General features: G+C 33.3%; 21 protein-coding genes and 1 pseudogene. 20 read left to right on the top strand and 2 right to left on the bottom strand.

Features of this window, described 5'->3' with window-relative positions:
- Nucleotides 1-37 precede the first annotated feature (37 nt).
- The 15 genes and pseudogenes from JN168_RS07790 to hfq all read left to right on the top strand — a co-directional run bounded on the left by JN168_RS07790 (nt 38) and on the right by hfq (nt 17,617).
- The gene (locus tag JN168_RS07790) at nt 38-667 is read left to right on the top strand and encodes a poly-gamma-glutamate hydrolase family protein (protein WP_279525742.1); all 630 of its coding nucleotides are present in this window, start codon (nt 38-40) and stop codon (nt 665-667) included.
- Nucleotides 668-792: 125 nt separating this feature from the next.
- Entirely contained in the window at nt 793-1,089 is a 297-nt protein-coding gene (locus JN168_RS07785; RefSeq protein ID WP_042738818.1) for a thiamine-binding protein, read from the top strand.
- 192 nt (nt 1,090-1,281) lie between these two features.
- Nucleotides 1,282-2,823, top strand: a complete 1,542-nt coding sequence (gene miaB / locus JN168_RS07780; RefSeq protein WP_232154963.1) for a tRNA (N6-isopentenyl adenosine(37)-C2)-methylthiotransferase MiaB — start codon at nt 1,282-1,284, stop codon at nt 2,821-2,823.
- Nucleotides 2,823-3,188 carry a YlbF/YmcA family competence regulator gene (locus JN168_RS07775; protein ID WP_042738816.1) on the top strand — a complete coding sequence of 122 codons (366 nt, stop codon included), beginning with the start codon at nt 2,823-2,825 and terminating at the stop codon, nt 3,186-3,188. The genes miaB and JN168_RS07775 overlap by 1 nt, the downstream gene beginning before the upstream one ends.
- A 29-nt stretch (nt 3,189-3,217) precedes the next feature.
- Nucleotides 3,218-3,715, top strand: coding sequence for an energy coupling factor transporter S component ThiW (thiW, locus tag JN168_RS07770; RefSeq protein ID WP_042738815.1), 498 nt, complete (start codon nt 3,218-3,220; stop codon nt 3,713-3,715).
- A gap of 396 nt (nt 3,716-4,111) precedes the next feature.
- Nucleotides 4,112-6,823, top strand: coding sequence for a DNA mismatch repair protein MutS (mutS, locus tag JN168_RS07765; RefSeq protein WP_279525741.1), 2,712 nt, complete (start codon nt 4,112-4,114; stop codon nt 6,821-6,823).
- 12 nt (nt 6,824-6,835) lie between these two features.
- Complete coding sequence (gene mutL / locus JN168_RS07760; RefSeq protein ID WP_232165205.1) at nt 6,836-8,914, top strand: DNA mismatch repair endonuclease MutL; 2,079 nt, start codon at nt 6,836-6,838, stop codon at nt 8,912-8,914.
- 12 nt (nt 8,915-8,926) lie between these two features.
- Complete coding sequence (locus JN168_RS07755; protein WP_042738812.1) at nt 8,927-9,460, top strand: glycerol-3-phosphate responsive antiterminator; 534 nt, start codon at nt 8,927-8,929, stop codon at nt 9,458-9,460.
- Between the two features lie 129 nt (nt 9,461-9,589).
- Nucleotides 9,590-10,624, top strand: a complete 1,035-nt coding sequence (locus JN168_RS07750) for a S66 family peptidase (protein ID WP_279525740.1) — start codon at nt 9,590-9,592, stop codon at nt 10,622-10,624.
- Between the two features lie 170 nt (nt 10,625-10,794).
- Nucleotides 10,795-11,613 (top strand): MIP/aquaporin family protein, encoded by an 819-nt coding sequence (locus tag JN168_RS07745; protein ID WP_042738810.1) that lies wholly within the window; start codon nt 10,795-10,797, stop codon nt 11,611-11,613.
- A 182-nt stretch (nt 11,614-11,795) separates the two neighbouring features.
- Nucleotides 11,796-13,298 carry a glycerol kinase GlpK gene (glpK, locus tag JN168_RS07740; RefSeq protein ID WP_042738809.1) on the top strand — a complete coding sequence of 501 codons (1,503 nt, stop codon included), beginning with the start codon at nt 11,796-11,798 and terminating at the stop codon, nt 13,296-13,298.
- 146 nt (nt 13,299-13,444) lie between these two features.
- Nucleotides 13,445-15,118 (top strand): glycerol-3-phosphate dehydrogenase/oxidase, encoded by a 1,674-nt coding sequence (locus JN168_RS07735; protein WP_042738808.1) that lies wholly within the window; start codon nt 13,445-13,447, stop codon nt 15,116-15,118.
- A gap of 374 nt (nt 15,119-15,492) precedes the next feature.
- Nucleotides 15,493-16,428, top strand: coding sequence for an alpha/beta fold hydrolase (locus JN168_RS07730; protein WP_229367160.1), 936 nt, complete (start codon nt 15,493-15,495; stop codon nt 16,426-16,428).
- A 24-nt stretch (nt 16,429-16,452) separates the two neighbouring features.
- Nucleotides 16,453-17,403 (top strand): tRNA (adenosine(37)-N6)-dimethylallyltransferase MiaA, encoded by a 951-nt coding sequence (miaA, locus tag JN168_RS07725; RefSeq protein ID WP_229367161.1) that lies wholly within the window; start codon nt 16,453-16,455, stop codon nt 17,401-17,403.
- A gap of 1 nt (nt 17,404) precedes the next feature.
- Nucleotides 17,405-17,617 (top strand): annotated as a pseudogene (gene hfq / locus JN168_RS07720) (RNA chaperone Hfq).
- 368 nt (nt 17,618-17,985) lie between these two features.
- Here hfq and JN168_RS07715 read toward each other — a convergent pair.
- Nucleotides 17,986-18,459 carry a glutathione peroxidase gene (locus JN168_RS07715; protein ID WP_042738804.1) on the bottom strand — a complete coding sequence of 158 codons (474 nt, stop codon included), beginning with the start codon at nt 18,457-18,459 and terminating at the stop codon, nt 17,986-17,988.
- Between the two features lie 104 nt (nt 18,460-18,563).
- Here JN168_RS07715 and hflX point away from each other — a divergent pair, with 104 nt between their 5' ends.
- The 4 genes from hflX to glnA all read left to right on the top strand — a co-directional run bounded on the left by hflX (nt 18,564) and on the right by glnA (nt 23,038).
- Nucleotides 18,564-19,799, top strand: a complete 1,236-nt coding sequence (hflX, locus tag JN168_RS07710; protein WP_042738803.1) for a GTPase HflX — start codon at nt 18,564-18,566, stop codon at nt 19,797-19,799.
- A 15-nt stretch (nt 19,800-19,814) separates the two neighbouring features.
- Nucleotides 19,815-21,053, top strand: a complete 1,239-nt coding sequence (locus JN168_RS07705) for a methionine gamma-lyase family protein (RefSeq protein ID WP_042738802.1) — start codon at nt 19,815-19,817, stop codon at nt 21,051-21,053.
- Between the two features lie 254 nt (nt 21,054-21,307).
- On the top strand, nt 21,308-21,676 hold the full coding sequence (locus JN168_RS07700) for a MerR family transcriptional regulator (RefSeq protein ID WP_162846345.1): 369 nt from the start codon (nt 21,308-21,310) through the stop codon (nt 21,674-21,676).
- A 21-nt stretch (nt 21,677-21,697) separates the two neighbouring features.
- The gene (gene glnA / locus JN168_RS07695; protein WP_042738801.1) at nt 21,698-23,038 is read left to right on the top strand and encodes a type I glutamate--ammonia ligase; all 1,341 of its coding nucleotides are present in this window, start codon (nt 21,698-21,700) and stop codon (nt 23,036-23,038) included.
- A 574-nt stretch (nt 23,039-23,612) separates the two neighbouring features.
- Here glnA and JN168_RS07690 read toward each other — a convergent pair.
- Nucleotides 23,613-23,804 carry a hypothetical protein gene (locus JN168_RS07690; RefSeq protein WP_042738800.1) on the bottom strand — a complete coding sequence of 64 codons (192 nt, stop codon included), beginning with the start codon at nt 23,802-23,804 and terminating at the stop codon, nt 23,613-23,615.
- Between the two features lie 207 nt (nt 23,805-24,011).
- On the opposite strand from JN168_RS07690, the gene nucI reads away from it, so the two are divergent.
- Nucleotides 24,012-24,542 (top strand): thermonuclease NucI, encoded by a 531-nt coding sequence (gene nucI / locus JN168_RS07685; protein ID WP_107512968.1) that lies wholly within the window; start codon nt 24,012-24,014, stop codon nt 24,540-24,542.
- Nucleotides 24,543-24,680: the final 138 nt, after the last annotated feature.

Raw genomic sequence — 24,680 nt, 5'->3', positions numbered from 1 at the left:
TTTTAATAAATATGGAAATTAAAATAAGGAGTATATGATGGTAGATAAATATAGGACTATGGGAGAATTATTAACCAAAACTAAGCAAGGTGATGATTGGGATATCGTAACAAGAGAGGCAACAAAACCAGTTATTATAACTGCAGTGCATGGAGGGGCAATCGAACGTGGTACTTCAGAATTGGCTGATTGCCTAAGTGATTTAGGTGATTATAAATATTACACATTTAAAGGTGTTAGAAAAAACAAAAACCATGAATTACATGTAACTTCGCGTCACTTTGACGAACCAAAATTATATCAAATGATTGAGGATAGTCAATTTGCAGTTTCAATACATGGTTGCATGGGCGATAAGTCAGAAGTTTATATTGGTGGACGTGACCTAGAATTAATTGCGTCCATCAAAAATGAATTAGCAGACATTAATATTATAGTGAAAGATGCACCAAGTCATATATCTGGATTCCATAGAGATAACTTTGTTAACTGTTGTAAGCGGGAGGCAGGCGTGCAACTTGAATTGACAGTTGCATTGAGAAAAAGCCTGTTTAAAAATCGTAAATTCACTTTATCAGCTCGTGAAGATAAAAATAATTGGGATGATTTGATGTATCAATTCTCGGAGGCAATACATAACGCGTTGACACGTTGTAAAGTAAGTTAAGTACCATCATTCAAATGTATACTGTGAATATGTAAGTTGAAAAAGCTAACGATTACTATTTATTTGATGAATAATTTGTTAAAATGAAATGAATTGATATTCCGAATGAAGGGCTAGTGATAGATATGCATGATACATTAATGAGCGTTCAAATTATTCCAAAGACACCAAACGGTGAAGACGTGATTCCATATGTTGATGAAGCGATTAAAGTGATTGATGATTCTGGGTTAGCATATCGTGTAGGACCTTTAGAAACAACAGTACAAGGCGAGATGAATGAGTGCCTCATTTTAATACAAAAGTTAAATGAACGTATGGTCGAATTAGAAGTACCTAGCACCATTTGTCAGGTTAAATTTTATCATGTTCCAGAAGGTATAACGATTGAAACTTTAACTGGTAAATATGATGAATTATAGTGCTTTGCCGGTTCAACTTAATGTTGTTGGATCGGTTTGTTATCTTAAACGGCATTTTGCACTTTAGTGCTAAATTTAATATAATGAAGAGATGATTATATATTGAACTTAGAACGGTAATGCAATGAGTAGCATTGTTGGTTAATTTTAATTTTGTTCTTAGTTTATATGATATAGAGAGGATTTTGTAAAGTGAATGAAGAACAAAGAAAAAGTACTTCGATAGATATTTTAGCTGAACGTGATAAAAAAGCTAAAGACTATAGTAAGTATTTCGAGCATGTATATCAGCCGCCAAGTTTAAAAGAGGCACGTAAACGTGGGAAAGAAGAAATTAATTATAATAGAGACTTTCAAATAGATGAAAAATATCGCAATATGGGTCAAGGAAAGACATTCTTGATTAAAACATATGGTTGCCAAATGAATGCACATGATACAGAAGTTATGGCGGGTATTTTAGAGGCATTGGGTTATAAACCAATCGAAGATATTAATAAAGCAGATGTGATTTTAATAAATACTTGCGCCATTCGTGAAAATGCTGAAAACAGAGTGTTTAGCGAAATTGGAAACTTAAAGCATTTGAAAAAGGAAAAGCCTGAAACGGTAATTGGTGTTTGTGGCTGTATGTCACAAGAAGAATCAGTAGTGAATAAAATATTGAAGTCATATCAAAATGTAGATATGATTTTTGGTACACATAATATTCATCGCTTACCTGAAATATTAGAGGAAGCATATTTATCGAAAGCAATGGTAGTAGAAGTATGGTCTAAAGAAGGCGATGTCATTGAAAATCTACCGAAAGTACGTGAAGGTAATATTAAGGCATGGGTTAATATCATGTATGGATGTGATAAATTTTGTACATATTGTATCGTGCCATTTACGCGAGGTAAAGAGCGTAGTAGAAGACCCGAAGATATTATCGAAGAAGTACGTGGTCTTGCACGAGAAGGTTATCAAGAAATCACGCTACTAGGTCAGAATGTAAACTCATATGGTAAGGACATTGATGGCTTAGAATATGGATTAGGGGATTTACTAGAGGATATTTCACGTATTGATATTCCACGAGTAAGATTTACTACGAGTCATCCGTGGGATTTTACAGATCGTATGATTGAAGTTATTGCAAATGGTGGTAACATCGTGCCACATATTCATTTACCAGTGCAATCAGGAAATAATGCAGTGTTGAAAATAATGGGACGTAAATACACACGTGAAAGTTATTTAGATTTAGTCGATAGAATTAAAACACAGATACCAAATGTAGCATTAACTACAGATATTATCGTGGGTTATCCAAACGAAACAGAAGCTCAATTTGAAGAAACATTAACCTTATATGATGAAGTTGAATTTGAGCACGCGTATACTTATATTTATTCACAAAGGGATGGTACACCAGCTGCTAAAATGAAAGATAATGTACCGATGGATGTAAAGAAAGATAGACTACAACGTTTAAATCAGAAAGTATCACAGTATTCTGAAGCGGCAATGAAACCATATGAAGGCCAAACAGTAGAGGTATTGTGCGAAGGTGCAAGTAAAAAGGATGATACTGTATTAGCAGGTTATACTGCTAAGAATAAATTAGTTAACTTTAAAGCGCCAAAGGACATGATAGGTAAAATAGTTGAAGTTCAAATCGATGAAGCGAAGCAGTATTCATTGAATGGTACATTTATTCGTGAAAGTGGAAAAGCTGTGGTGACACCTTAATGTATAATAAAGATGAAATTTTAGCTGAAGCTGATAGAATAAGTGAGCATATTAAAGACTTAGATATCGTAAAGGAATATCATCGTGTAGAACAACAAATTCATAATAATAAACAAATTGAACAGAAAATGAAAGATTTAAAAAAGAATCAAAAACAATCTGTCAATTTACAAAATTATGGAAAGACGGAAGCATTGAAACAATCTGAAGGAAAGATTCAAGAAATTGAACAAAATATTAACATTTTACCAATTGTTGAAGAATTTAAAGAGTCTCAAGCAGAGGCGAATGATTTACTACAAATGTTAATCAGTACAATGTCAGATCGACTAAATGAACATAATGAAGATAATAACAATACGTAATTGTATTTTTCAGGAAAGGGGAGCGATGAATGAAGACACAAAAATTGACGTTAACTGCTATATTAATTGCGCTCAATGTCGTATTAAGTAGTATTATTGTCATTCCTTTGGGACCAGTAAAGGCAGCGCCAATACAACATTTAGTAAACGTGTTATGTGCAGTATTAGTAGGACCATGGTTTGGTTTAGCACAAGCCTTTATTTCATCAGTAATTCGCATTATTTTTGGTACAGGTAGTTTCTTTGCCTTTCCTGGAAGTATGGTTGGTGTATTGCTTGCTAGTGCCTTTTATCATTATCGTAAACATATCTTTATGGCTGCGGTGGGTGAAGTAATTGGTACTGGAATCATTGGTAGTGTAATGTGTATTCCATTAGCAGCTATTTTAGGATTTGCTGATTTTGCAGTTAAACCATTGATGCTTATGTTTTTAGTATCTAGTATAATTGGTGCAATTATCAGTTATATCATTTTAATGATTTTAAAGAAAAAAGGGATATTAAAGAAATTTTTCAATAAAGATTAACTAAGATTGAGATTTAAAATAACTGTGTTTTTCACTTTAAGTATCTGTATTTTTGGACGCTTGAAGTGGGCATAAAAGTTATTTTATCTCAATCTTTTTTATATTTCATAGCTGGAAAGCCATAATTTAAAATTTCATAATTATGTGGATGCAACCATTTTTTATTAAATGAGCGTAGTAATAAAAGTTATGTTAAAATTTAAGAGTTAAAAGGATAAATAAAGTACGTTAGGAATATAGCTAAAAATCATATATAGCTATTGTCCACAAGTGAGTAAACGCAATTGTACTGACATTCATATTTAGTTCTATAATTGAACAATGTGAAGTGTTTTATGCGTATAACGATAAAATGAATAAACAAAAGAATTTGTAGAAGGATAGTGAAGTAACAATATGACGAACCAAACGCCAATGATGCAACAATATTTAAAAATAAAATCTGAATATCAAGATTGTTTATTATTTTTTAGATTAGGCGATTTCTATGAAATGTTCTTTGAAGACGCAAAAGAAGCGTCTAGAGTATTAGAAATAACATTAACTAAACGCGATGCTAAAAAAGAGAATCCGATTCCAATGTGTGGTGTACCATATCATTCTGCTGATGGTTATATCGAAACTTTAATAAATAATGGTTATAAAGTCGCTATTTGTGAACAAATGGAAGATCCTAAGCAGACAAAGGGCATGGTTCATCGTGATGTAGTACGCATCGTGACGCCCGGTACGGTTATGGATCAAGGCGGGGTAGATGAAAAGCAAAATAATTATATTTTGAGCTTTATTAAATTAGAAGGCATCTATGCATTAAGCTATTGTGATGTTTCAACTGGGGAACTAAAAGTTACACACTTTGAAGACGAAGCAACATTAATCAATGAAATTACGACTATTAATCCTAATGAGATTGTTGTAAATCAAAAACTGGATCCAGAATTACGTCGCCAAATCAGCTTGACGACGGAAACAATTACATTAAGAGAAGCAATTTCTGATGCACAGTATGCTGTTAATGAAATGACAGAACGACATTTGTTTAATGCTACACAGTTATTGCTAGACTATATTCACCATACACAAAAAAGAGATTTATCCCATATTGAGACAGTCATTAAGTATGAAGCCGTAGATTTTATGAAAATGGATTTTTATGCTAAAAGAAACCTTGAGTTAACAGAAAGCATTAGATTGAAATCCAAAAAAGGAACGTTACTATGGTTAATGGATGAAACAAAGACGCCAATGGGAGCACGAAGATTAAAGCAATGGATAGATAGACCTTTAATTCATCAACAAAACATTGAAAATAGATTGAATATCGTTGAACAATTTATCAATCATTTTATCGAACGTGATACACTCAGAAATTATTTGAATCAAGTCTATGATATAGAACGATTAGTAGGCCGCGTGAGCTATGGTAATGTCAATGCACGTGATTTAATTCAACTCAAACATTCTATTTCTGAAATACCTAATATCAAAACATTAATAACTGGTTTAAATGATAACTTAGCCACACAATTCCAAGCTTTAGAACCACTAGATGAATTACTGGCATTACTCGAAGACAGTCTTGTAGAAGAACCACCTATTTCTATCAAGGATGGTGGGTTATTTAAAGCAGGTTTTAATCAAGATTTAGATAGTTATCAATCAGCGTCAAAAAATGGAAAAACATGGTTAGCTGAATTACAAACTAAAGAAAGACAACGTACTGGAATTAAATCACTAAAAATAAGTTTCAATAAAGTTTTTGGTTATTTCATAGAAATTACACGTGCCAATTTACAAGGTTTTGATCCTAATGCTTTCGGCTATCAACGCAAACAAACATTATCTAATGCAGAGCGTTTTATTACTGACGAATTGAAAGAAAAAGAAGATATTATTCTAGGGGCAGAAGATAAAGCAATTGAATTAGAGTATCAATTATTTGTGCAATTAAGAGAACAAGTGAAACGTTATACTGAAAGATTACAACGTCAAGCTAAAATCATTTCAGAAATTGATTGTCTCCAAAGCTTTGCAGAAATTGCCCAAAAATATAACTATACTCGACCGCACTTTAGTAAAGATAAGACGCTTGAATTAACAAATTCACGTCATCCAGTTGTGGAACGTGTTATGGATTATAATGATTATGTACCAAATGATTGTGAATTAAATGAAGCGGCGTATATATATTTAATTACTGGGCCAAATATGTCCGGTAAATCGACCTATATGCGACAAGTAGCAATTATAAGTATAATGGCACAAATGGGTGCTTATGTACCTTGTGATCAAGCTGTACTACCTATTTTCGACCAAATATTTACTCGAATTGGTGCAGCAGATGATTTGGTTTCTGGGAAAAGTACCTTTATGGTAGAAATGTTAGAAGCACAAAAAGCTTTAGCTCATGCAACAGCAGATAGTTTAATTATTTTTGATGAAATTGGTCGTGGAACATCAACTTATGATGGTTTAGCATTAGCACAAGCAATGATTGAATATGTGGCAAATACCTCACATGCAAAAACATTATTCTCGACGCATTATCATGAATTAACTGCGCTTGATCAAACTTTACCTTGTTTGAAAAATGTGCATGTAGCTGCCAATGAATATAAAGGTGAGTTAATCTTCTTACATAAAGTAAAAGAAGGTGCTGTAGACGATAGTTATGGTATTCAAGTTGCTAAATTGGCTAATCTACCAGATGCAGTAATTTCTAGGGCGCAAGTTATTTTAGATGCATTTGAAAAAAGTGACCAACTGCACGATAACCAAGTTGTAGTGAATAAGGTGGAAGTGTTAGATGAATCTTCACATAGCGCAGATGATGCGACAAATCAAGATTCAATGGAAGAAACTGTGTCATCAGATCAATCTCACGCTATTTTCGAAACAAATGTGTCGAAGCAACACCCAGAGGATGACATAGCGAGAGATAATAAAGCTGATGCCACACAACAATTTGAACAGGCGGCATTTGAACTATTTGATGCACCAGTTGAACAAAGTGAGATTGAACAAGAGATAAAAGCACTAAACTTATCAAATATGACGCCTATTGACGCTTTAGTTAAACTAAGTGAATTACAAAAACAGTTAAAGTAGAGGTGAAGTCAAATGGGTAAAATTAAGGAATTACAGACATCGTTAGCAAATAAAATTGCAGCCGGAGAAGTGGTAGAACGACCAGGTTCTGTTGTAAAGGAATTACTTGAAAATGCAATCGATGCCCAAGCGACTGAAATCAATATTGAAGTTGAGCAATCTGGAGTCGCTTCAATTCGAGTAGTAGACAATGGTACTGGTATTGAGGCAGATGATTTCGATTTAGTATTTCATCGTCATGCTACGAGTAAATTAGACGACGATGAAGATTTATTCCATATACGTACATTAGGATTTAGAGGTGAGGCATTAGCGAGTATATCCTCTGTTGCGAAAGTAACATTAAAATCATGTACTGATAATGCAGAAGGTCAGGAAATTTATGTTGAAAATGGAGCCATCTTAGAACAGAAACCTGCAAAAGCAAAACGAGGTACTGATATTTTAGTTGAATCACTTTTCTATAATACGCCGGCACGTTTAAAATATATTAAAAGTTTATATACAGAGCTAGGTAAAATTACTGATATTGTTAATAGAATGGCAATGAGTCACCCTGATATTAGAATTTCATTAGTATCAGACGGCAAGACGATTATTAAAACCAATGGTTCTGGAAGAACAAATGAAGTCATGGCTGAAATATATGGTATGAAAGTTGCCAAAGATTTGGTTCAAATTACCGGGGATACGAGTGATTATCATATTGAAGGATTTGTAGCTAAACCAGAACATTCTAGAAGTAATAAACACTATATTTCCATTTTTATAAACGGAAGGTATATAAAGAATTTTTTATTAAATAAAGCAATTGTAGAAGGATATCACACGCTTTTAACAATTGGCCGTTATCCTATCTGTTACATTAACATTGAAATGGATCCTATTTTAGTTGATGTTAACGTGCATCCGACAAAATTAGAGGTAAGATTATCTAAAGAGGATCAATTGTATGCACTCATTGTTGAAAAGATACAAGAGGCATTTAAGGATCGCATTTTAATACCGAAAAACGATATGACGAAATTCACTAAAAAAAATAAGGTATTAAGTCAGTTTGAACAACAAAAAATGGATTTTGAACAAAGACAACAGCGCCATCTTACAAACGATCCAAAGTCTACTACGAATGTCAGTGGCAATGAAAAATACACCCAATCACACCCAGACGAATCAATTGTAGATCAACAGAGTACAGCAAATATTGAACATGGTGAGCAAGCAATAACAAAAGATGATTTATATTCTACGCACAATAATGATTCAATGATTGGACAGCAACAGTATCAATCAGGTTATGCTCAGTATGACAGTTATAATCATGCTGAAGATATCGTAGATTCAGATTATATTCGAAGTCAAAGAGATGTGCTCAATGCAATGGATAATACAGATGAGGAGAAAGCTGTTGATTATTCAGACACAGAACAGCAAACATATAGAGAAAGTACTACAACTGCTGAAGAACAACAGGATATAAAAGGGAGTGTTAGTGAGACACCAAGCCGTCGTGTTCCATACATGGAAATTGTTGGTCAGGTACATGGGACATATATTATTGCTCAAAATGAAAATGGTATGTTTATGATAGATCAACATGCTGCACAAGAACGTATTAAATACGAATACTTTAGAGATAAAATTGGAGAAGTGACAAATGAAGTTCAAAACTTACTGATTCCATTAACTTTCCATTTTTCAAAAGATGAACTAATGATTATTGATCAACATAAAGATGAACTAGAGAAAGTAGGCGTCCACCTTGAACCTTTCGGAGGCCATGATTATATTGTTGATAGTTATCCTGTTTGGTTCCCACCAGAAGAAGCAGAAGAAATTATAAAAGATATGATTGAATATGTATTAGAGCATAAAACAGTTTCAGTGAAAAAAATACGTGAAGAAGCAGCCATCATGATGAGTTGTAAAAAATCAATCAAAGCAAATCATTACTTAAAAAATAATGAAATGGCAGATTTAGTTAACCAACTTAGAGAAACGGAAGATCCATTTACTTGTCCTCATGGACGCCCGATTATTATTAATTTTTCAAACTATGAAATAGAACGATTATTCAAAAGGATTATGTAGGAGGTTAGTGGCTTGAAACCACATATTTTACCAGCAATTCGTTCGATGAAAGACTTAGAAAAGCTGACAAAAACAGATTATAAAGAATGTGTATTGTTAGATACACATATTGGTCATTTGAAGAGTATTATGGATCTATTGAAAAAGAATAAAATTGAAACTTATATCCATATTGATTTAATCAAAGGTATGAGTCATGATGAATTTGCATGTGAATATTTAATCCAGCATTATCATCCGAAAGGTATTGTATCTACCAAGACAAAGGTAATTAATAAGGCCAAAGCATTAAATACTACAACTGTATTTAGAGTGTTTATACTAGATAGTCAAGCATTATCGAGAAGTATTGATTTGATTAAGCGCGTTGAACCTGATTATGTTGAGGTCTTACCTGGTGTTGCCACCAAAGCAATTCAAATTATTAACGAAGAAACGAATACACAAGTCATTGCGGGTGGATTAATTAACGATGTAGATGAGGTTAATGTTGCAGTGGAGCACGGTGCTAAATATATTACTACGAGTGATAGAGATTTATGGTAGTTATAGATATATTAAAAAAATTATATAAGAATTAAGTTGACGGTTATAGCAATAATATTGTAATTATGCAATTATTATCGCTATAACCGTTTTTAAATTAGTAATTAAATTAAAAGTGGAGGTGATTATATGATTAAACCATCACGACTTAAATCAGGTGATACGGTTGCAATTGTCTCATTGTCATCAGGTATAGCGGGTGATCATCAATATATTTGGAGAACCTTACAGGGTATAAATAACTTAAAACAAATATTTGGCTTGCAAGTTAAAGTGATGCCTAATGCACTGAAAGGTAGTCGATATTTAAAAGAACATCCTGAAGCCCGAGCTGCAGATTTAAATGAGGCATTGGTTGATCCTGAAATCAAAGGTATTATTAATTGTATTGGTGGGGATGATGCACATACGATAATTCCATTTATTAATAGTCAAAATATTAAAAAATATCCTAAAATATTTAGTGGTTATTCTGATACAACTTCACTGCATTTATTATTCTATAAAATGGGTATAGTGAGTTATTACGGTCCAGCACTTCTAACAGACTTTGCCGAAAATGGAACGATGGATGAATATACAATTCAACATATCAAACACTGTTGGTTTGAAACGCATGATTCACACAATATTTATCCAGCAAAATACATTAGAACGAACAGTGGTGATTGGGGAAGTGCTAAGGGCAAAATGAGAAGGGGGATAATGCCGAATCATAATTATGAAGTGTTAAACGGTAACGGCACAGCAAGAGGTAAATTATTTGGTGGTAATTTAGAAACTTTATTAAAAGTGGTTAATGACGATATTTACCCAATTGTAGAACGACTAAGGGGTACAATTTTATTTCTTGAAACATCTGAAATAGTGCCGTCACTTGAAATGATAACTAAAGCAATAAACGTAATACTTACCGATGAGGTGCTTGAAGCCATTGAAGGAATTATAATAGGTAAACCATATCTCAATCGCAATTATGAATGTTATAAAAATGCATTTATTAAACGAATCAAACAAAGTAATAATCAAGATATTCCAATTTTATACAATTTATCATTTGGCCATAATGAACCGAAAATGATACTACCTTATGGATTGTATGGTGAAATCGATTGCAAAAACAAAATATTTAAATTATTGGAGTCTACTGTATCCCGTAACTAATTGTGTCAAATTAGTTACAAAATTTAGTTGACAACGCTTACAAAATAAGTGTAATATAAAGTTAAGTTAATAATTAGAACAGAGATGGGAGATTTCTACAGTACTTAGACCGGTGGTTCACAACTGGAAACTATTGTAGAAGTCTCTTTGTCTTTTTAGGAGGAATCTCAATGAATGTATATTTTGCTGAATTTTTGGGAACAGCAATACTAATCTTGTTTGGGGGTGGCGTTTGTGCAAACGTTAACTTAAAGCGAAGTAATGGTAATGGTGCTGATTGGATCGTCATTGCTGCAGGTTGGGGGCTTGCGGTAACGATGGGTGCTTATGCAGTTGGAAATATTTCTGGTGCACACTTAAATCCAGCAGTAACACTTGCATTTGCCATGGATGGCGCATTAAGTTGGTCTATGGTACCAGGTTATATCATTTGTCAAATTCTAGGTGGTATTTTTGGTGGCGTTTTAGTTTGGTTAACTTATTTAGCACATTGGAAAGTTACAGAGGATAAAGGAGCTAAATTAGGCGTATTTTCTACTGCTCCTGCAATTAAGAACTATTTAGCAAACTTTATCAGTGAAATTATCGGAACAGCAATCTTAACTTTAGCATTATTATATATTGGTATGAACAAAATAGCTGACGGTTTAAATCCTTTAATCGTTGGTGGCTTAATCATTGCTATCGGTTTAAGTTTAGGTGGTCCTACAGGTTATGCGATCAACCCTGCTCGTGACCTAGGTCCACGTATTGCGCACGCAATTTTACCAATTGCCGGTAAAGGAAAATCAAATTGGGGATATGCAATTGTACCAGTTCTTGGTCCTATTACTGGTGGTATGATGGGTGCTGTTATTTATAGATTATTCTATAAAGGTGCTTTTGATGCGATGTCTGTTGTTGCAATTGTCTTATTAATTGTTACAATTGTTCTTGGACTAGTATTAAATAAAGGTAAAGATGCAAAAGGCATTGAATCTATTTATTAAAAGTTTTAAATTTGTCCTGTTTATATTTATTGATATAGACAGGTCTTATGTTGCAAATTTTTAAAAGTTTGAGCTAAACCGTTGTGGGTATTGGGTAATAATGTGTAACTTTGAGATGAAGTCATAAACATATTTAGCATATATTCAGACAACAATAAAGATTAACAAGGGAGCGTTACATTATGGAAAAATATATTTTATCAATTGACCAAGGAACTACAAGTTCACGCGCAATTCTATTCAATAAAGATGGAGAAATTAAAGGTGTTGCACAAAGAGAATTCAAACAACATTTTCCTAAGTCTGGTTGGGTTGAACACGATGCTAACGAGATTTGGACATCTGTATTAGCTGTAATGGCAGAGGTATTAAACGAACAAAATGTTGGCGCAGATCAAATTGCTGGTATTGGTATTACCAACCAACGTGAAACGACAGTTGTTTGGGATAAAAATACTGGTCGCCCTGTGTACCACGCTATCGTTTGGCAATCACGTCAAACGCAAGGTATTTGTCAAGAATTAAAAGAACAAGGTTTAGAAAGCAAATTCAGAGAGAAAACTGGATTATTATTAGATCCTTACTTTGCAGGAACTAAAGTGAAATGGATTTTAGATAACGTTGAAGGTGCTAGAGATAAAGCAGAGAATGGTGATTTATTATTCGGTACAATCGATTCTTGGTTAGTATGGAAATTATCTGGTGGAAAAGCACATATCACAGATTACACAAATGCGAGCAGAACATTAATTTATAATATTCATGATTTAGAATGGGATAAAGAATTGCTAGAAATTCTTGAAATTCCTGAATCAATGTTACCTGATGTTAAAGCTTCAAGTGATGTTTATGCCAATACAATTGATTACCACTTCTTCGGTCAAGAAGTTCCAATCGCTGGTATTGCAGGTGACCAACAAGCAGCACTATTCGGTCAAGCTTGCTTTAACCGTGGTGATGTAAAAAATACTTACGGAACTGGTGGTTTCATGTTAATGAACACAGGTGAAGAAGCTGTAGCTTCTGAAAGTGGTTTGTTAACAACGATTGCTTATGGCTTAGATGGCAAGGTGAATTATGCTTTAGAAGGATCAATCTTTGTTTCTGGTTCAGCAATTCAATGGTTGAGAGATGGTTTGAGAATGATAAATTCTGCACCTCAATCAGAAAACTATGCTGAACGTGTAGAGTCATCAGAAGGTGTCTATGTAGTACCAGCATTCGTTGGTCTAGGTACACCATACTGGGATGCAGATGCACGTGGTGCAATCTTTGGTTTAACACGCGGTACTGAAAAAGAACATTTTATTCGTGCGACTTTAGAATCTCTTTGCTATCAAACACGTGATGTTTTAGAAGCTATGGAAAAAGATTCAGATATAGAAGTTAACAATTTACGTGTTGATGGTGGCGCAGTTAAAAATAACTTCATCATGCAATTCCAATCTGACTTACTTAATGTAGGTGTTGAACGTCCTGAAATTAATGAAACAACTGCACTTGGTGCTGCTTATCTAGCTGGACTTGCTGTAGGTTTCTGGGATAGTAAAGACGAAATTGCAAATCGTTGGAAACTTGAAAAAGAATTCAAACCAGACATGGAAGAAAAAGAAAGAGAAAAACTTTACAAAGGTTGGAAAAAAGCAGTAGAAGCTACTCAAGTATTTAAATTAGATGAAGAATAAAAAATTAGACGTATTGTAGTTATTTATGCTACAATGTGGGTAAGTTAATAATATCAAGATGAGAAATGAGAGATTCTGTTCGTACAATTTATATATGTATGGGATAGGTCTCTCTTTTTTTATTATCTATAGGAGGCGCTAGGTTTATGAGTTTATCAACATTGAAAAGAGAACAGATTACAAAAGATTTAAAAAATGACTCTTATGATGTAGTCATCATTGGTGGCGGAATCACAGGAGCAGGTATAGCATTAGACGCAAGTGAAAGAGGTATGAAAGTAGCTCTTGTTGAAATGCAAGACTTTGCACAAGGTACAAGCTCACGTTCAACTAAATTAGTACATGGTGGTTTACGTTATTTAAAACAATTACAAGTAGGCGTTGTTGCTGAAACTGGTCGTGAACGCGCTATCGTTTACGAAAATGGTCCACACGTTACAACTCCAGAACGTATGTTATTACCAATGCACAAAGGTGGCACATTCGGTAAGTTCACAACTTCAATCGGTTTAACAATGTATGATACTTTAGCAGGCGTAAAAAAATCAGAACGTAAAAAAATGTTAAATTCAAAACAAACACTTGAAAAAGAACCACTTGTTAAAAAAGATGGTCTTAAAGGTGGCGGCACATATGTTGAATATAGAACAGATGATGCGCGTTTAACAATTGAAGTTATGAAACGTGCCGTTGAAAAAGGTGCTACAGTTATTAATCATACAAAATCTGTACACTTCACTTATGACTCAAATGAAAAAGTAAATGGAATTCATGTTGAAGATCAAATCACTGGTGAAACTTACCCAATTAAAGCTAAAAAAGTGATTAATGCGAGTGGTCCATGGGTTGATGAAGTACGTAGTGGTGATTACGCTAGAAATAACAAACAATTACGTTTAACTAAAGGTGTACACATTGTTATTGATCAATCTAAATTCCCATTAGGTCAAGCAGTGTATTTCGACACTGAAAAAGACGGTCGTATGATCTTTGCTATTCCACGTGAAGGTAAAGCATATGTAGGAACTACAGATACTTTCTACAACAATGACAAAACAACACCACTTGCAACACAAGAAGATAGAGATTACTTAATCGATGCGATTAACTACATGTTCCCAGATGTAGATGTTAAAGATGAAGATATTGAATCATCATGGGCAGGTATTCGTCCATTAATTTTAGAAGAAGGCAAAGACCCTTCTGAAATTTCAAGAAAAGATGAAGTTTGGGAAGGTAAATCTGGTCTATTAACAATTGCTGGTGGTAAATTAACTGGTTACCGTCACATGGCACTTGAAATTGTAGACTTATTATCAAAACGCTTGAAATCAGAATATGGATTGAAATTCAAACCTTGTGCAACTAAAAACTTAACAATCTCAGGTGGAGATGTTGGTGGTAGTCAAAACTTCGAAAACTTTATTAATCAAAAGGTAGAAGAAGCAAAAGCTTACCAAATTGATGAAGCAACTGCACGTCACTTTGCTTCAAAATACGGTTCAAATGCTGAAGAATTATTTAAAATTGCACAAACAGCACAATACCAAGAATCAGGTTTACCATTAGATATTTATACTGAGTTAATCTACTCAATTCAAAATGAAATGGTTTATCGTCCAACTGACTTCTTTGTACGTCGTACTGGTAAACTTTACTTCAAAATTGATGACGTTATTAATTATAAAGACCAAGTGATAAGTGTAATGGCTGGATTATTAGGTTATTCTACTGTTCAACAACAACTTTATACTAAAGAATTGAATGTTGCTTTAGAAGAAGCACAAACAGGTAATGAACAACCAGCTGAAAAAGAATAATAAAGTATTATCATTCTTATAAAAGCACTATTGTTTTATAACTGAGTTAAAGAGAGACCTATCAGAATTATAGAAATTCTGGTAGGTCTCTTGTGTTATTTATGATAAATGCGTTAATGGTTTTTCATTTATAAATCATCATTTGCGAAAGTAAAGGCTGGTGTTGTTCTAAACTACAGTGAAAATAATAAATTGTATAGCTGTAGATATGAGTTGATTATAAAAAAATTATGTTAACTAAATAAAGCTTATAAGTAGATATGCTCAAAATATAATATGATAATAATGTTGTTTGCTATTTGATAGTGGTTTCGTAAGAGGGTATATTATTTAATAAAGACTATTTTAAAACTTTCATGGTTTGGAGGCAGATTATGAATTTAAAAGAATTTAAAATCACAGTTTCTGACGGGAAAATGATTGATGTGAAATTAGATAAAGCTAAGCAACAAACAATTGGTGTAATACATTTGTTTCATAGTATGGCAGATTATATGGATAGATATGACCGCTTAGTCGCTTCTTTAAATCAACAAGGTTATGATGTGCTCAGACATAACCATAGAGGTCATGGTATAGGTATTGCAGATAATGAGCGTGGACATTTTGATTCAATTGAACAGCTTGCAGAAGATGCTTATGAAATTGCTCAGACTGTTTGTACAAATTATAATAATATACCTTATATTGTTATTGGTCATTCAATGGGATCGATTGTGGCTCGTGTATTTTCCGAAAAATACCCTTTATCATTACAAGGGCTCATCCTAACGGGAACATTGCAGCATAATAAGGGGATGGGTTTATTATTATCCTCATTATTAAAATTAATCACGATTATTTGTGGTAAACGACGTAAATTGAAGTGGTTAAACAATTTAATGAATCGTACATTCAATAAGAAAATCGATGCGCAACAAACAGAATTTGATTGGATTTCAAGTACAGATTCAGAAGTTGAAGCATATAATAACGATCCTAATGCAGGCTATTTAGTATCAAATCAAATAATTTATGATACAATGCGACAAGCAAGACGCACGAGTAAAATAAAAAATATTAAGCAAATGAATCAAAATTTACCAGTGTTATTAATCTCAGGCAAAGAGGATGCATTAGGTAATTACGGAGAAGGCATTCGTCAGTTAGGAAAATATTATAAAAAGGGCGGATTAAATCATGTGACAGTCCAATTGTATAAATTCAAGAGAAATGAAATTTTATTTGAAGAAGGTTATACACAAACATGGCAACATATGTATGAATGGATTGAAAAGCAGATTTTGAAAAAGTATGACAATACAAAGTAAAATAAAAAGAGAGAGTGAATATTAGTGGTAAATACTAAACCATTTATCATCGTTTTAGTCGGTCCAACAGCAGTTGGTAAGACTGAATTTAGTATTGAATTGGCAAAGCAATTTAATGGTGAAATTATTAGCGGTGATTCAATGCAAGTGTACAGACATATGGATATCGGGACTGCTAAAATATCAAGCGATGAAATGGAAGGCATCCCACATCATATGATAGACATATTAAATCCAGATGAAGCATTTTCAGCATATGAGTTTAAAAGCAGAGCTGAAAAATTAATTACAGAAATTACAGAACGTGGCAAGACTCCAATTATCGCAGGGGGAACGGGATTATATATTCAATCATTGATTCATAACTATGCATTTGAAGATGAAGAAACAATTTCAGAAACAGATAACAAGCGTGTACAAGAAAAAATGGCAAGTTTAGAGCCACTGTCAAATGAAGCACTACATGACTACTTAGCTGAATTTGATCCTGAATCTGCTATAGCTATTCATCCAAATAATAGAAAAAGAGTAGTTAGAGCGATTGAATATTACCAAAAAACAAAAAAACTTTTAAGTTCACGTAAGAAAAATGCGCAATATACAGAAAATTATGATACATTATTACTAGGGATAGAAATGTCGCGTCAAACATTATATAATAGAATTAATAACCGAGTTGATATAATGTTGGAACGCGGGTTAATAGATGAGGTGAAGTATCTTGTCGAACAGGGATACGAATCATGTCAAAGCATGCAAGCGATTGGTTATAAAGAGATTGTACCAGTCATACATAATGAAATGACGATAGAATTAGCTACGGAAAAATTAAAGCAACACTCAAGAAATTATGCTAAGCGGCAAATGACATGGTTTAAAAATAAACTAGATGTCATCTGGTTAGACAAAGAAGCACTCACACTTTCATCAATGTTACGAAAGGTTTCAGCCCAAATAAATAAAAGGAGTACATAACATGAATACAACAGAAAACATCCAAGACAAATTCCTAGGGCAATTTAAATCTGAAGAAACAAAAGTTATTGTTTTTTTAGTAAATGGATTCCAAATGTAAGGTACGATTGTTGATTTTGATAAATATCTGGTATGTTTATTATCTCAAGGTAAAGAACATATGATATACAAACATGCAATTAGTACATTCACAATTGATGATTCAGAAGAGTAGTTTTTAATGATTTAACCGATTGGACCGATGTTATCTATCAATAGATGATGTAGGGATTAAATCCAATACATAATGAATAAGCTTTTAAACTGTCGGTAAAGTAATAACTTGTCGGCAGTTTTTTGTCGCTGTATATGTATGCCAATGTGTTGCGCTTACGTGAAATACCAATGTTGGAATAAATATCGATAAACGAACAGTGATTATATAATTAAATTGAACTAAGTAACGGATCTATTGCACATTGACTGCTACAGCATTGATAAAACACATTTCTCTAAAACATAAAAAAACATCGACTATGCTTTATATGAAATAGCAATTGTCGATGCTTAGCTTGAGATGTGTTGCTCAAATGATTATTTAATTTATAATAAAGCTTCGATATCAGACTCAATTTGGTCTGGCTTCTTTTGTGGTGAAAATCGCTTAACCACATTACCTTCTTTATCCACTAAAAACTTAGTGAAATTCCATTTGATTTTTTCATTAAAAAAACCATTCTGTTCAGATGTTAAATATTTAAATAATGGGTGTTGATTTTCACCTTTAACATCTAATTTTTCATGCATTGGGAAAGAAACACCATAGTTGATTTTGCAAAATTGTGTTGCTTCTTCACCTGTGCCTGGTTCTTGTCCGCCAAATTGATTGCATGGAAAGCCAAGAACTTCAAATGGTTGATCGTTGTACTTCTGATACAACGCTTCAAGACCTTCAAATTGAGGCGTAAATCCACATTCACTGGCAGTGTTTACAATTAACATTACTTTGCCTTTATAATCTGCTAATTTATATGATTCGCCGTTTGGTTTTTGTACTTCTATATCGTAAATCGTCATATTTATTCACCTCTTAGTTTTAATTTAACACAATTTGTCTCTATAGTCTTTATATACACACTATGATAGAATAGCAAAGAAAACTTTGAAAAGAGGTGCATGTAATGACACAGCAATCGTTACACAAGACAGAAGAACAATTAGAAACTGCCGTGTTAGTTGGTGTACATGCTCAAACAGATGATGAATTTAATTTTACGTCAACGATGGAGGAATTAGCATCTTTATCTGAGACATGTCAACTCGATGTTCAAGCGCAATTTACTCAAAATAAACAACATTTCGATCATAAATACTATGTTGGTAAAGGTAAACTAGAAGAAATTAAAGATTATGTAGAATTCCATGATATAGATGTGGTTGTAACAAATGATGAATTAACTACTGCGCAATCGAAATCATTAAATGGTCAACTTAATGTGAAAATTATTGATCGAACGCAATTGATTTTAGAGATATTTGCATTAAGAGCCCGTAGCAAGGAAGGTAAGCTACAGGTAGAATTAGCTCAGTTGGATTATTTAATGCCTAGATTACAAGGGCATGGCCGTAGTTTGTCTAGATTGGGCGGTGGAATTGGGACAAGAGGTCCTGGTGAAACAAAATTAGAAATGGACAGACGTCATATTAGAACACGTATGAATGAAATCAAACATCAATTAAATACTGTAGTTGAACATCGGGAACGCTATAGAAATAAACGTGAACAGAACGCAGTATTTCAAGTTGCTTTAGTTGGATATACCAATGCTGGAAAGTCTTCGTGGTTTAATAAATTAGCACATGAATCTACTTATGAGAAAGACTTATTATTCGCTACACTAGATCCTAAGACACGACAAATAAAGATTAATAACGGTTTTAATTTAATTATTTCAGATACAGTGGGCTTTATTCAAAAGCTACCAACTACACTGATTGCAGCATTTAAATCAACTTTAGAAGAAGCGAAAGATGCCGATTTATTATTACATGTTGTAGATAGTAGTCATCCTGAATATCGTGGTCAAATGGATACTGTGAATCAAATTGTAGATGATTTAGATATGGCTCATATTCCACAAGCTATTATATTTAATAAAAGAGATCTAAATCATGATATCGCACCGACAACCAATTTACCCTCCGTTTATGTATCAACTCAATATTCCAATGATATTGATGCTGTTAAACAATTATTATTTGATCAAATTAAGCAGATACTTAGTTATTATGAGGAACATGTTGCTAGTACAGATGCCCATCGTTTGTACTTTCTGAAACAACACACACTGGTAACTGAATTGAACTTTAATGAAGACACTGCTAAATATGAGATTAAAGGTTATAAAAAAGAATAAAGGAAGTAATTATAAATGAACGATATGACACAATTGATAGATGAAGTGGAATCTACGTTAAAGCCGTATTTTACAGAAATAGAAAAAACAGCATATTTAAACCAAGAGAAAGTCTTAGATGCCTTTCATGCGGTCAAAGCATCTGAAAGTGACTTGCAAGGCACAACTGGCTATGGATATGATGATATAGGTAGAGATCATTTAGAAGAAATTTATGCACATGCTTTTAAAGCCGAAGACGCTTTGGTAAGACCTCAAATCATTTCCGGTACCCATGCCATTACTTTGGCCTTACAAAGTACATTGAAATATGGAGATGAGTTATTATATATTACCGGTAATCCATATGACACTTTATTAGAAGTCATTGGCATCAATGGCAATGGCATCGAAAGCTTACAAGAGCATGGAGTAAGTTATAACAAAGTTGATTTAAAGGGAAATGAAATTGATATTGATCATGTATTACATGCAATTAAGCCGAACACTAAAGTTGTTGCTATCCAACGTTCTAAGGGATATGATCAAAGACCATCCATTAATCTAGCTACAATAGAACGTGCAATTTCAGCCATTAAATCCGCGCATCCTGATATTATTATATTTGTAGATAACTGCTATGGTGAGTTTGTAGAATTAAAGGAACCAATTGAATGTGGTGCAGATTTAATAGCGGGTTCTTTAATTAAAAATCCAGGTGGTGGACTTGCTAAAATCGGTGGTTATATTGCTGGTCGAAAGGATTTAATTGAGCGTTGTGGCTATCGTTTAACTGCTCCAGGTATAGGTAAAGAGGCAGGCGCTTCGCTGTATTCATTACAAGAAATGTATCAAGGTTTCTTTTTAGCACCTCATGTAGTGAGTCAAAGTTTAAAAGGCGCATTGTTTACTAGTTTATTACTAGAAAAGTTAAATATGCGTACAAAACCTGCCTTTCACGAACCTAGAACAGATTTAATTCAAACTGTCGAATTTGATACAAAAGAACAAATGATACAGTTTTGCCAAAGCATCCAACACGCATCTCCAATCAATGCACACTTTAGTCCTGAACCTGCTTATATGCCTGGCTATGAAGATGATGTAATTATGGCTGCGGGGACCTTTATACAAGGATCTTCTATTGAATTATCTGCAGACGGACCAATCAGACCGCCATACGAAGCCTATGTTCAAGGTGGATTAACATATGAACATGTTAAATTAGCAGTTACACGAGCTGCACAATCATTAAAAGCTAATCAATTAATTTAAATTATATTAATCATACAAGACGTTAAATGATTCATTGAAAGAAATCATTTAGCGTTTTTTTTAGTGTTGTATTTAAAAAATCCAAAATAATTTTAAAGAATATTCGGAAAAATGATTAACAATAGATTAATGGATGTACATAAACCCATTCATTTCGGGGTTTAGCACATCATGTAAGAAAACCTGACATATCTTTGTATTTGTCTGATAATTGTGCTAAATTAATAACAAGTTCAAAAATAGAGGTGATTGGATTGAAGTCAAATGATACTTTACGACGTAATATGCCTGTCTTCTCTATGAGTGTTGTTACGAAGTTGAGCGAGTTAACCGCAAGACAAATTCGTTATTATGAAACACATGAACTGATTAAACCGCAACGTACGGAAGGAAATAAGCGATTATTTTCATTGAATGATTTGGAACGATTGCTTGAAATTAAAAGTCTTATAGAAAAAGGCTTCAATATTAAAGGGATCAAACAAATTATTCATGATGATCAAGCACACCTTTCTGATGAAGAACAAGAAACTAGAAAACAAATGATAGTTGATGCTACACAGAAACCACAACGAGAAGCAATTCCGATAAACCGTGGGGATTTATCACGTTTTATCAAATAATTTTACTGGAGGACATTAACAATGCCAAAACGTTCATTTACTAAAGAAGACATTCATAAGTTTGCCAAGGAAGAAAATGTAAGATACTTACGTTTACAATTCACAGATATTTTAGGTGTAATCAAAAACGTTGAAGTACCTGTTAGTCAATTAGAAAAAGTATTAGATAACGAGATGATGTTTGACGGATCTTCAATCGAAGGTTTCGTACGTATCGAAGAATCAGATATGTATTTATATCCTGACTTAGACACTTGGGTAATCTTCCCATGGACTGCAGGTCAAGGTAAAGTAGCTCGACTAATTTGTGATGTATATAAAACAGACGGTACACCATTCGAAGGTGACCCACGTGCTAACTTGAAACGTGTATTAAAAGACATGGAAGAATTAGGCTTTACAGATATTAATTTAGGGCCAGAACCAGAATTCTTCTTATTCAAATTAGATGAAAAAGGTGAACCAACATTAGAATTAAATGATGATGGTGGATACTTCGACCTTGCACCTACTGATTTAGGTGAGAACTGTCGTCGTGATATCGTATTAGAATTAGAAGACATGGGCTTTGATATCGAAGCAAGTCACCATGAAGTTGCTCCAGGACAACATGAAATTGACTTTAAATATGCTGATGCAATTACAGCATGTGATAATATCCAAACATTTAAACTTGTTGTAAAAACAATTGCTCGCCAACATAACTTACATGCAACATTCATGCCAAAACCATTATTTGGTGTAAACGGTAGCGGTATGCACTTTAACGTATCTTTATTTAAAGGTAAAGAAAATGCATTCTACGATCCTAATGGTGATATGCAAATGACAAAAGATGCATTCCACTTTGTTGCAGGTATCCTTAAAAATGCACGTGGTTTCACTGGCGTATGTAACCCATTAGTTAACTCTTATAAGCGTTTAGTGCCAGGTTATGAAGCACCATGTTACATTGCATGGAGTGGTAAAAACCGTTCACCATTAATCCGTGTACCATCTTCTCGTGGTTTATCTACACGTGTTGAAGTACGCTCAGTTGACCCAGCTGCGAACCCATACTTAGCTTTAGCTGCAATCTTAAAAGCTGGTTTAGATGGTATTGAAAACAAATTAGAAGTACCAGAACCAGTTAACCAAAATATCTACGAAATGAATCGTGAGGAACGTGAAGCAGTAGGTATTCAAGATTTACCATCAACATTATACACTGCAATTAAAGCAATGAAAGAAAATCAACCAATTAAAGATGCTTTAGGTAATCACATTTATAACCAATTTATTAATTCTAAATCTATCGAGTGGGATTACTACAGAACACAAGTATCTGAATGGGAAAGAGAACAATATATTAAACAATACTAGGTGCTAGACAAAGGGGTATAACACTAGGTATATAAGCAATCCTGTTATTCTTTATGAATATTAGGGTTGCTTTTTTTTTGCACCCACTTTTATTTTATTGAACGATTTGGGTGCAGTTTAGGTATTATTTGGGGAGAATTTTTAAATATTATAAAGCAATGAATGAATAAAGCTATCATACAGTGAATATGAATCGAATTCATCTTCAAGGATTGTCTCAATGAGATCATCAATATATCTAGATATAGCGTTTGTGGTCATAATCACTGAAGATTACCCTAGTTTATGTTTGCTTGTGTCATGTTAATGATTATATACATAATCGCCCATGTTAAATTCACTTCTTAAGATGTATTAAATAATTTACAAATGGCCATATGGATGCGACGTATTTTTACGAGACACATGAGGGAGTATGATGCGTGAAGAGACCGAGATCGAACTAGCTCGCTAGGGAAGTGAGCAATATATTATTTTAAATTAAAAAAGAAGCACTCAGATGAATTAAATCATCTGAATGCTTTATTTCTAGAATTTACGTCCTAGACTCGTGTCATGTTTTATAGTTGTGTATTTACTTTTTATTGCGTTTATTCACAATGCCTTGAATAATTACGATAATAAACCCTACAAAAATGCCCATAAAAATTGCTAATACAGCCGCAACAAGTGGAGGTAAGTCAAATTGAAATTGTAAGACAAGTCCGATGATTATCGCTACAATGATGGCGATTGTAGAAATCATATTTTCTTTAAACATACTCAAATACGTTCACTCCTAACATGGGTATTATAGCATGTTATAGACATTGAGTTAAATTAAATAAATAACTTTGTTAATATAATTGTGAAATATTTCCTTTCAAGTGGGGTGAATTTCTAAAAGTCACCTTAGATAATAAAAATGATTCTTGACGCTATTGAATAAATTATATATGATGATTTGGACAAAGTTTAAGAAGTGGGTGCAACTATGAAATCAACAAAAGCATTAACCGGTATTATTGCGATAGTCATTGTTATCGGTGTTTTATTTTTCCAATTTATTAATCACAGTGGTCCATTTCAAAATAGTGGTTCAGACACAACTTCTGGTCCAAGTAAAACTGAAAAAGTACATGTCGATCGAGTAGTAGATGGAGATACATTGGTAGGTAGTAATGAGCAAGAACAGAATATTAAAATTCGACTAATTGGAATAGATACACCGGAAACAGTTAAACCAAATACACCGGTCCAACCATATGGTAAAGAAGCTTCGGATTATTCAAAGAAGCACTTAACGAACAAGGATGTCTATTTAGAATATGATAAAGAGCCAGAAGACCAATACGGACGAAAATTAGCCTATGTTTGGTTAGATAAAAAGACAATGTTTAATGAAGAATTAGTGAAAAAAGGCTTGGCTCGTGAAAAATATTTTGCGCCTAATGGCAAATATAGAAATGTTTTTAAGCAAGCTGAACATCAAGCTAAACAAGATAAATTAAATATTTGGAGTTAGATTATCTACTTAGTGGAAAAAACATAGCATCATTTTGAAACGTCATCATAAATTTCCTTTGAATAGACAAGGTGTACTGAAATATGTATTAATTATTTTAAATGAAACACAAAAAAACGAGTTATAAAACAACAACTT

This window comes from Staphylococcus gallinarum, assembly GCF_029774255.1.
GTDB lineage: Bacteria > Bacillota > Bacilli > Staphylococcales > Staphylococcaceae > Staphylococcus > Staphylococcus gallinarum.
The sequence above is the reverse complement of the archived record's forward strand: the minus strand, read 5'-3'. Positions and strand labels throughout refer to the sequence as shown.

Bases quoted from the DNA above. Each gene is read 5' to 3' on its own strand.
- thiW (WP_042738815.1), top strand. From the start codon at position 3,218: ATGAAGACACAAAAATTGACGTTAACTGCTATATTAATTGCGCTCAAT.
- JN168_RS07730 (WP_229367160.1), top strand. From the start codon at position 15,493: ATGAATTTAAAAGAATTTAAAATCACAGTTTCTGACGGGAAAATGATT.
- JN168_RS07715 (WP_042738804.1), bottom strand. From the start codon at position 18,459: ATGACGATTTACGATATAGAAGTACAAAAACCAAACGGCGAATCATAT.
- JN168_RS07775 (WP_042738816.1), top strand. From the start codon at position 2,823: ATGTATAATAAAGATGAAATTTTAGCTGAAGCTGATAGAATAAGTGAG.
- mutL (WP_232165205.1), top strand. From the start codon at position 6,836: ATGGGTAAAATTAAGGAATTACAGACATCGTTAGCAAATAAAATTGCA.
- mutS (WP_279525741.1), top strand. From the start codon at position 4,112: ATGACGAACCAAACGCCAATGATGCAACAATATTTAAAAATAAAATCT.
- JN168_RS07735 (WP_042738808.1), top strand. From the start codon at position 13,445: ATGAGTTTATCAACATTGAAAAGAGAACAGATTACAAAAGATTTAAAA.
- nucI (WP_107512968.1), top strand. From the start codon at position 24,012: ATGAAATCAACAAAAGCATTAACCGGTATTATTGCGATAGTCATTGTT.
- JN168_RS07785 (WP_042738818.1), top strand. From the start codon at position 793: ATGCATGATACATTAATGAGCGTTCAAATTATTCCAAAGACACCAAAC.
- glnA (WP_042738801.1), top strand. From the start codon at position 21,698: ATGCCAAAACGTTCATTTACTAAAGAAGACATTCATAAGTTTGCCAAG.
- glpK (WP_042738809.1), top strand. From the start codon at position 11,796: ATGGAAAAATATATTTTATCAATTGACCAAGGAACTACAAGTTCACGC.
- JN168_RS07750 (WP_279525740.1), top strand. From the start codon at position 9,590: ATGATTAAACCATCACGACTTAAATCAGGTGATACGGTTGCAATTGTC.
- hflX (WP_042738803.1), top strand. From the start codon at position 18,564: ATGACACAGCAATCGTTACACAAGACAGAAGAACAATTAGAAACTGCC.
- JN168_RS07745 (WP_042738810.1), top strand. From the start codon at position 10,795: ATGAATGTATATTTTGCTGAATTTTTGGGAACAGCAATACTAATCTTG.
- JN168_RS07705 (WP_042738802.1), top strand. From the start codon at position 19,815: ATGAACGATATGACACAATTGATAGATGAAGTGGAATCTACGTTAAAG.
- JN168_RS07790 (WP_279525742.1), top strand. From the start codon at position 38: ATGGTAGATAAATATAGGACTATGGGAGAATTATTAACCAAAACTAAG.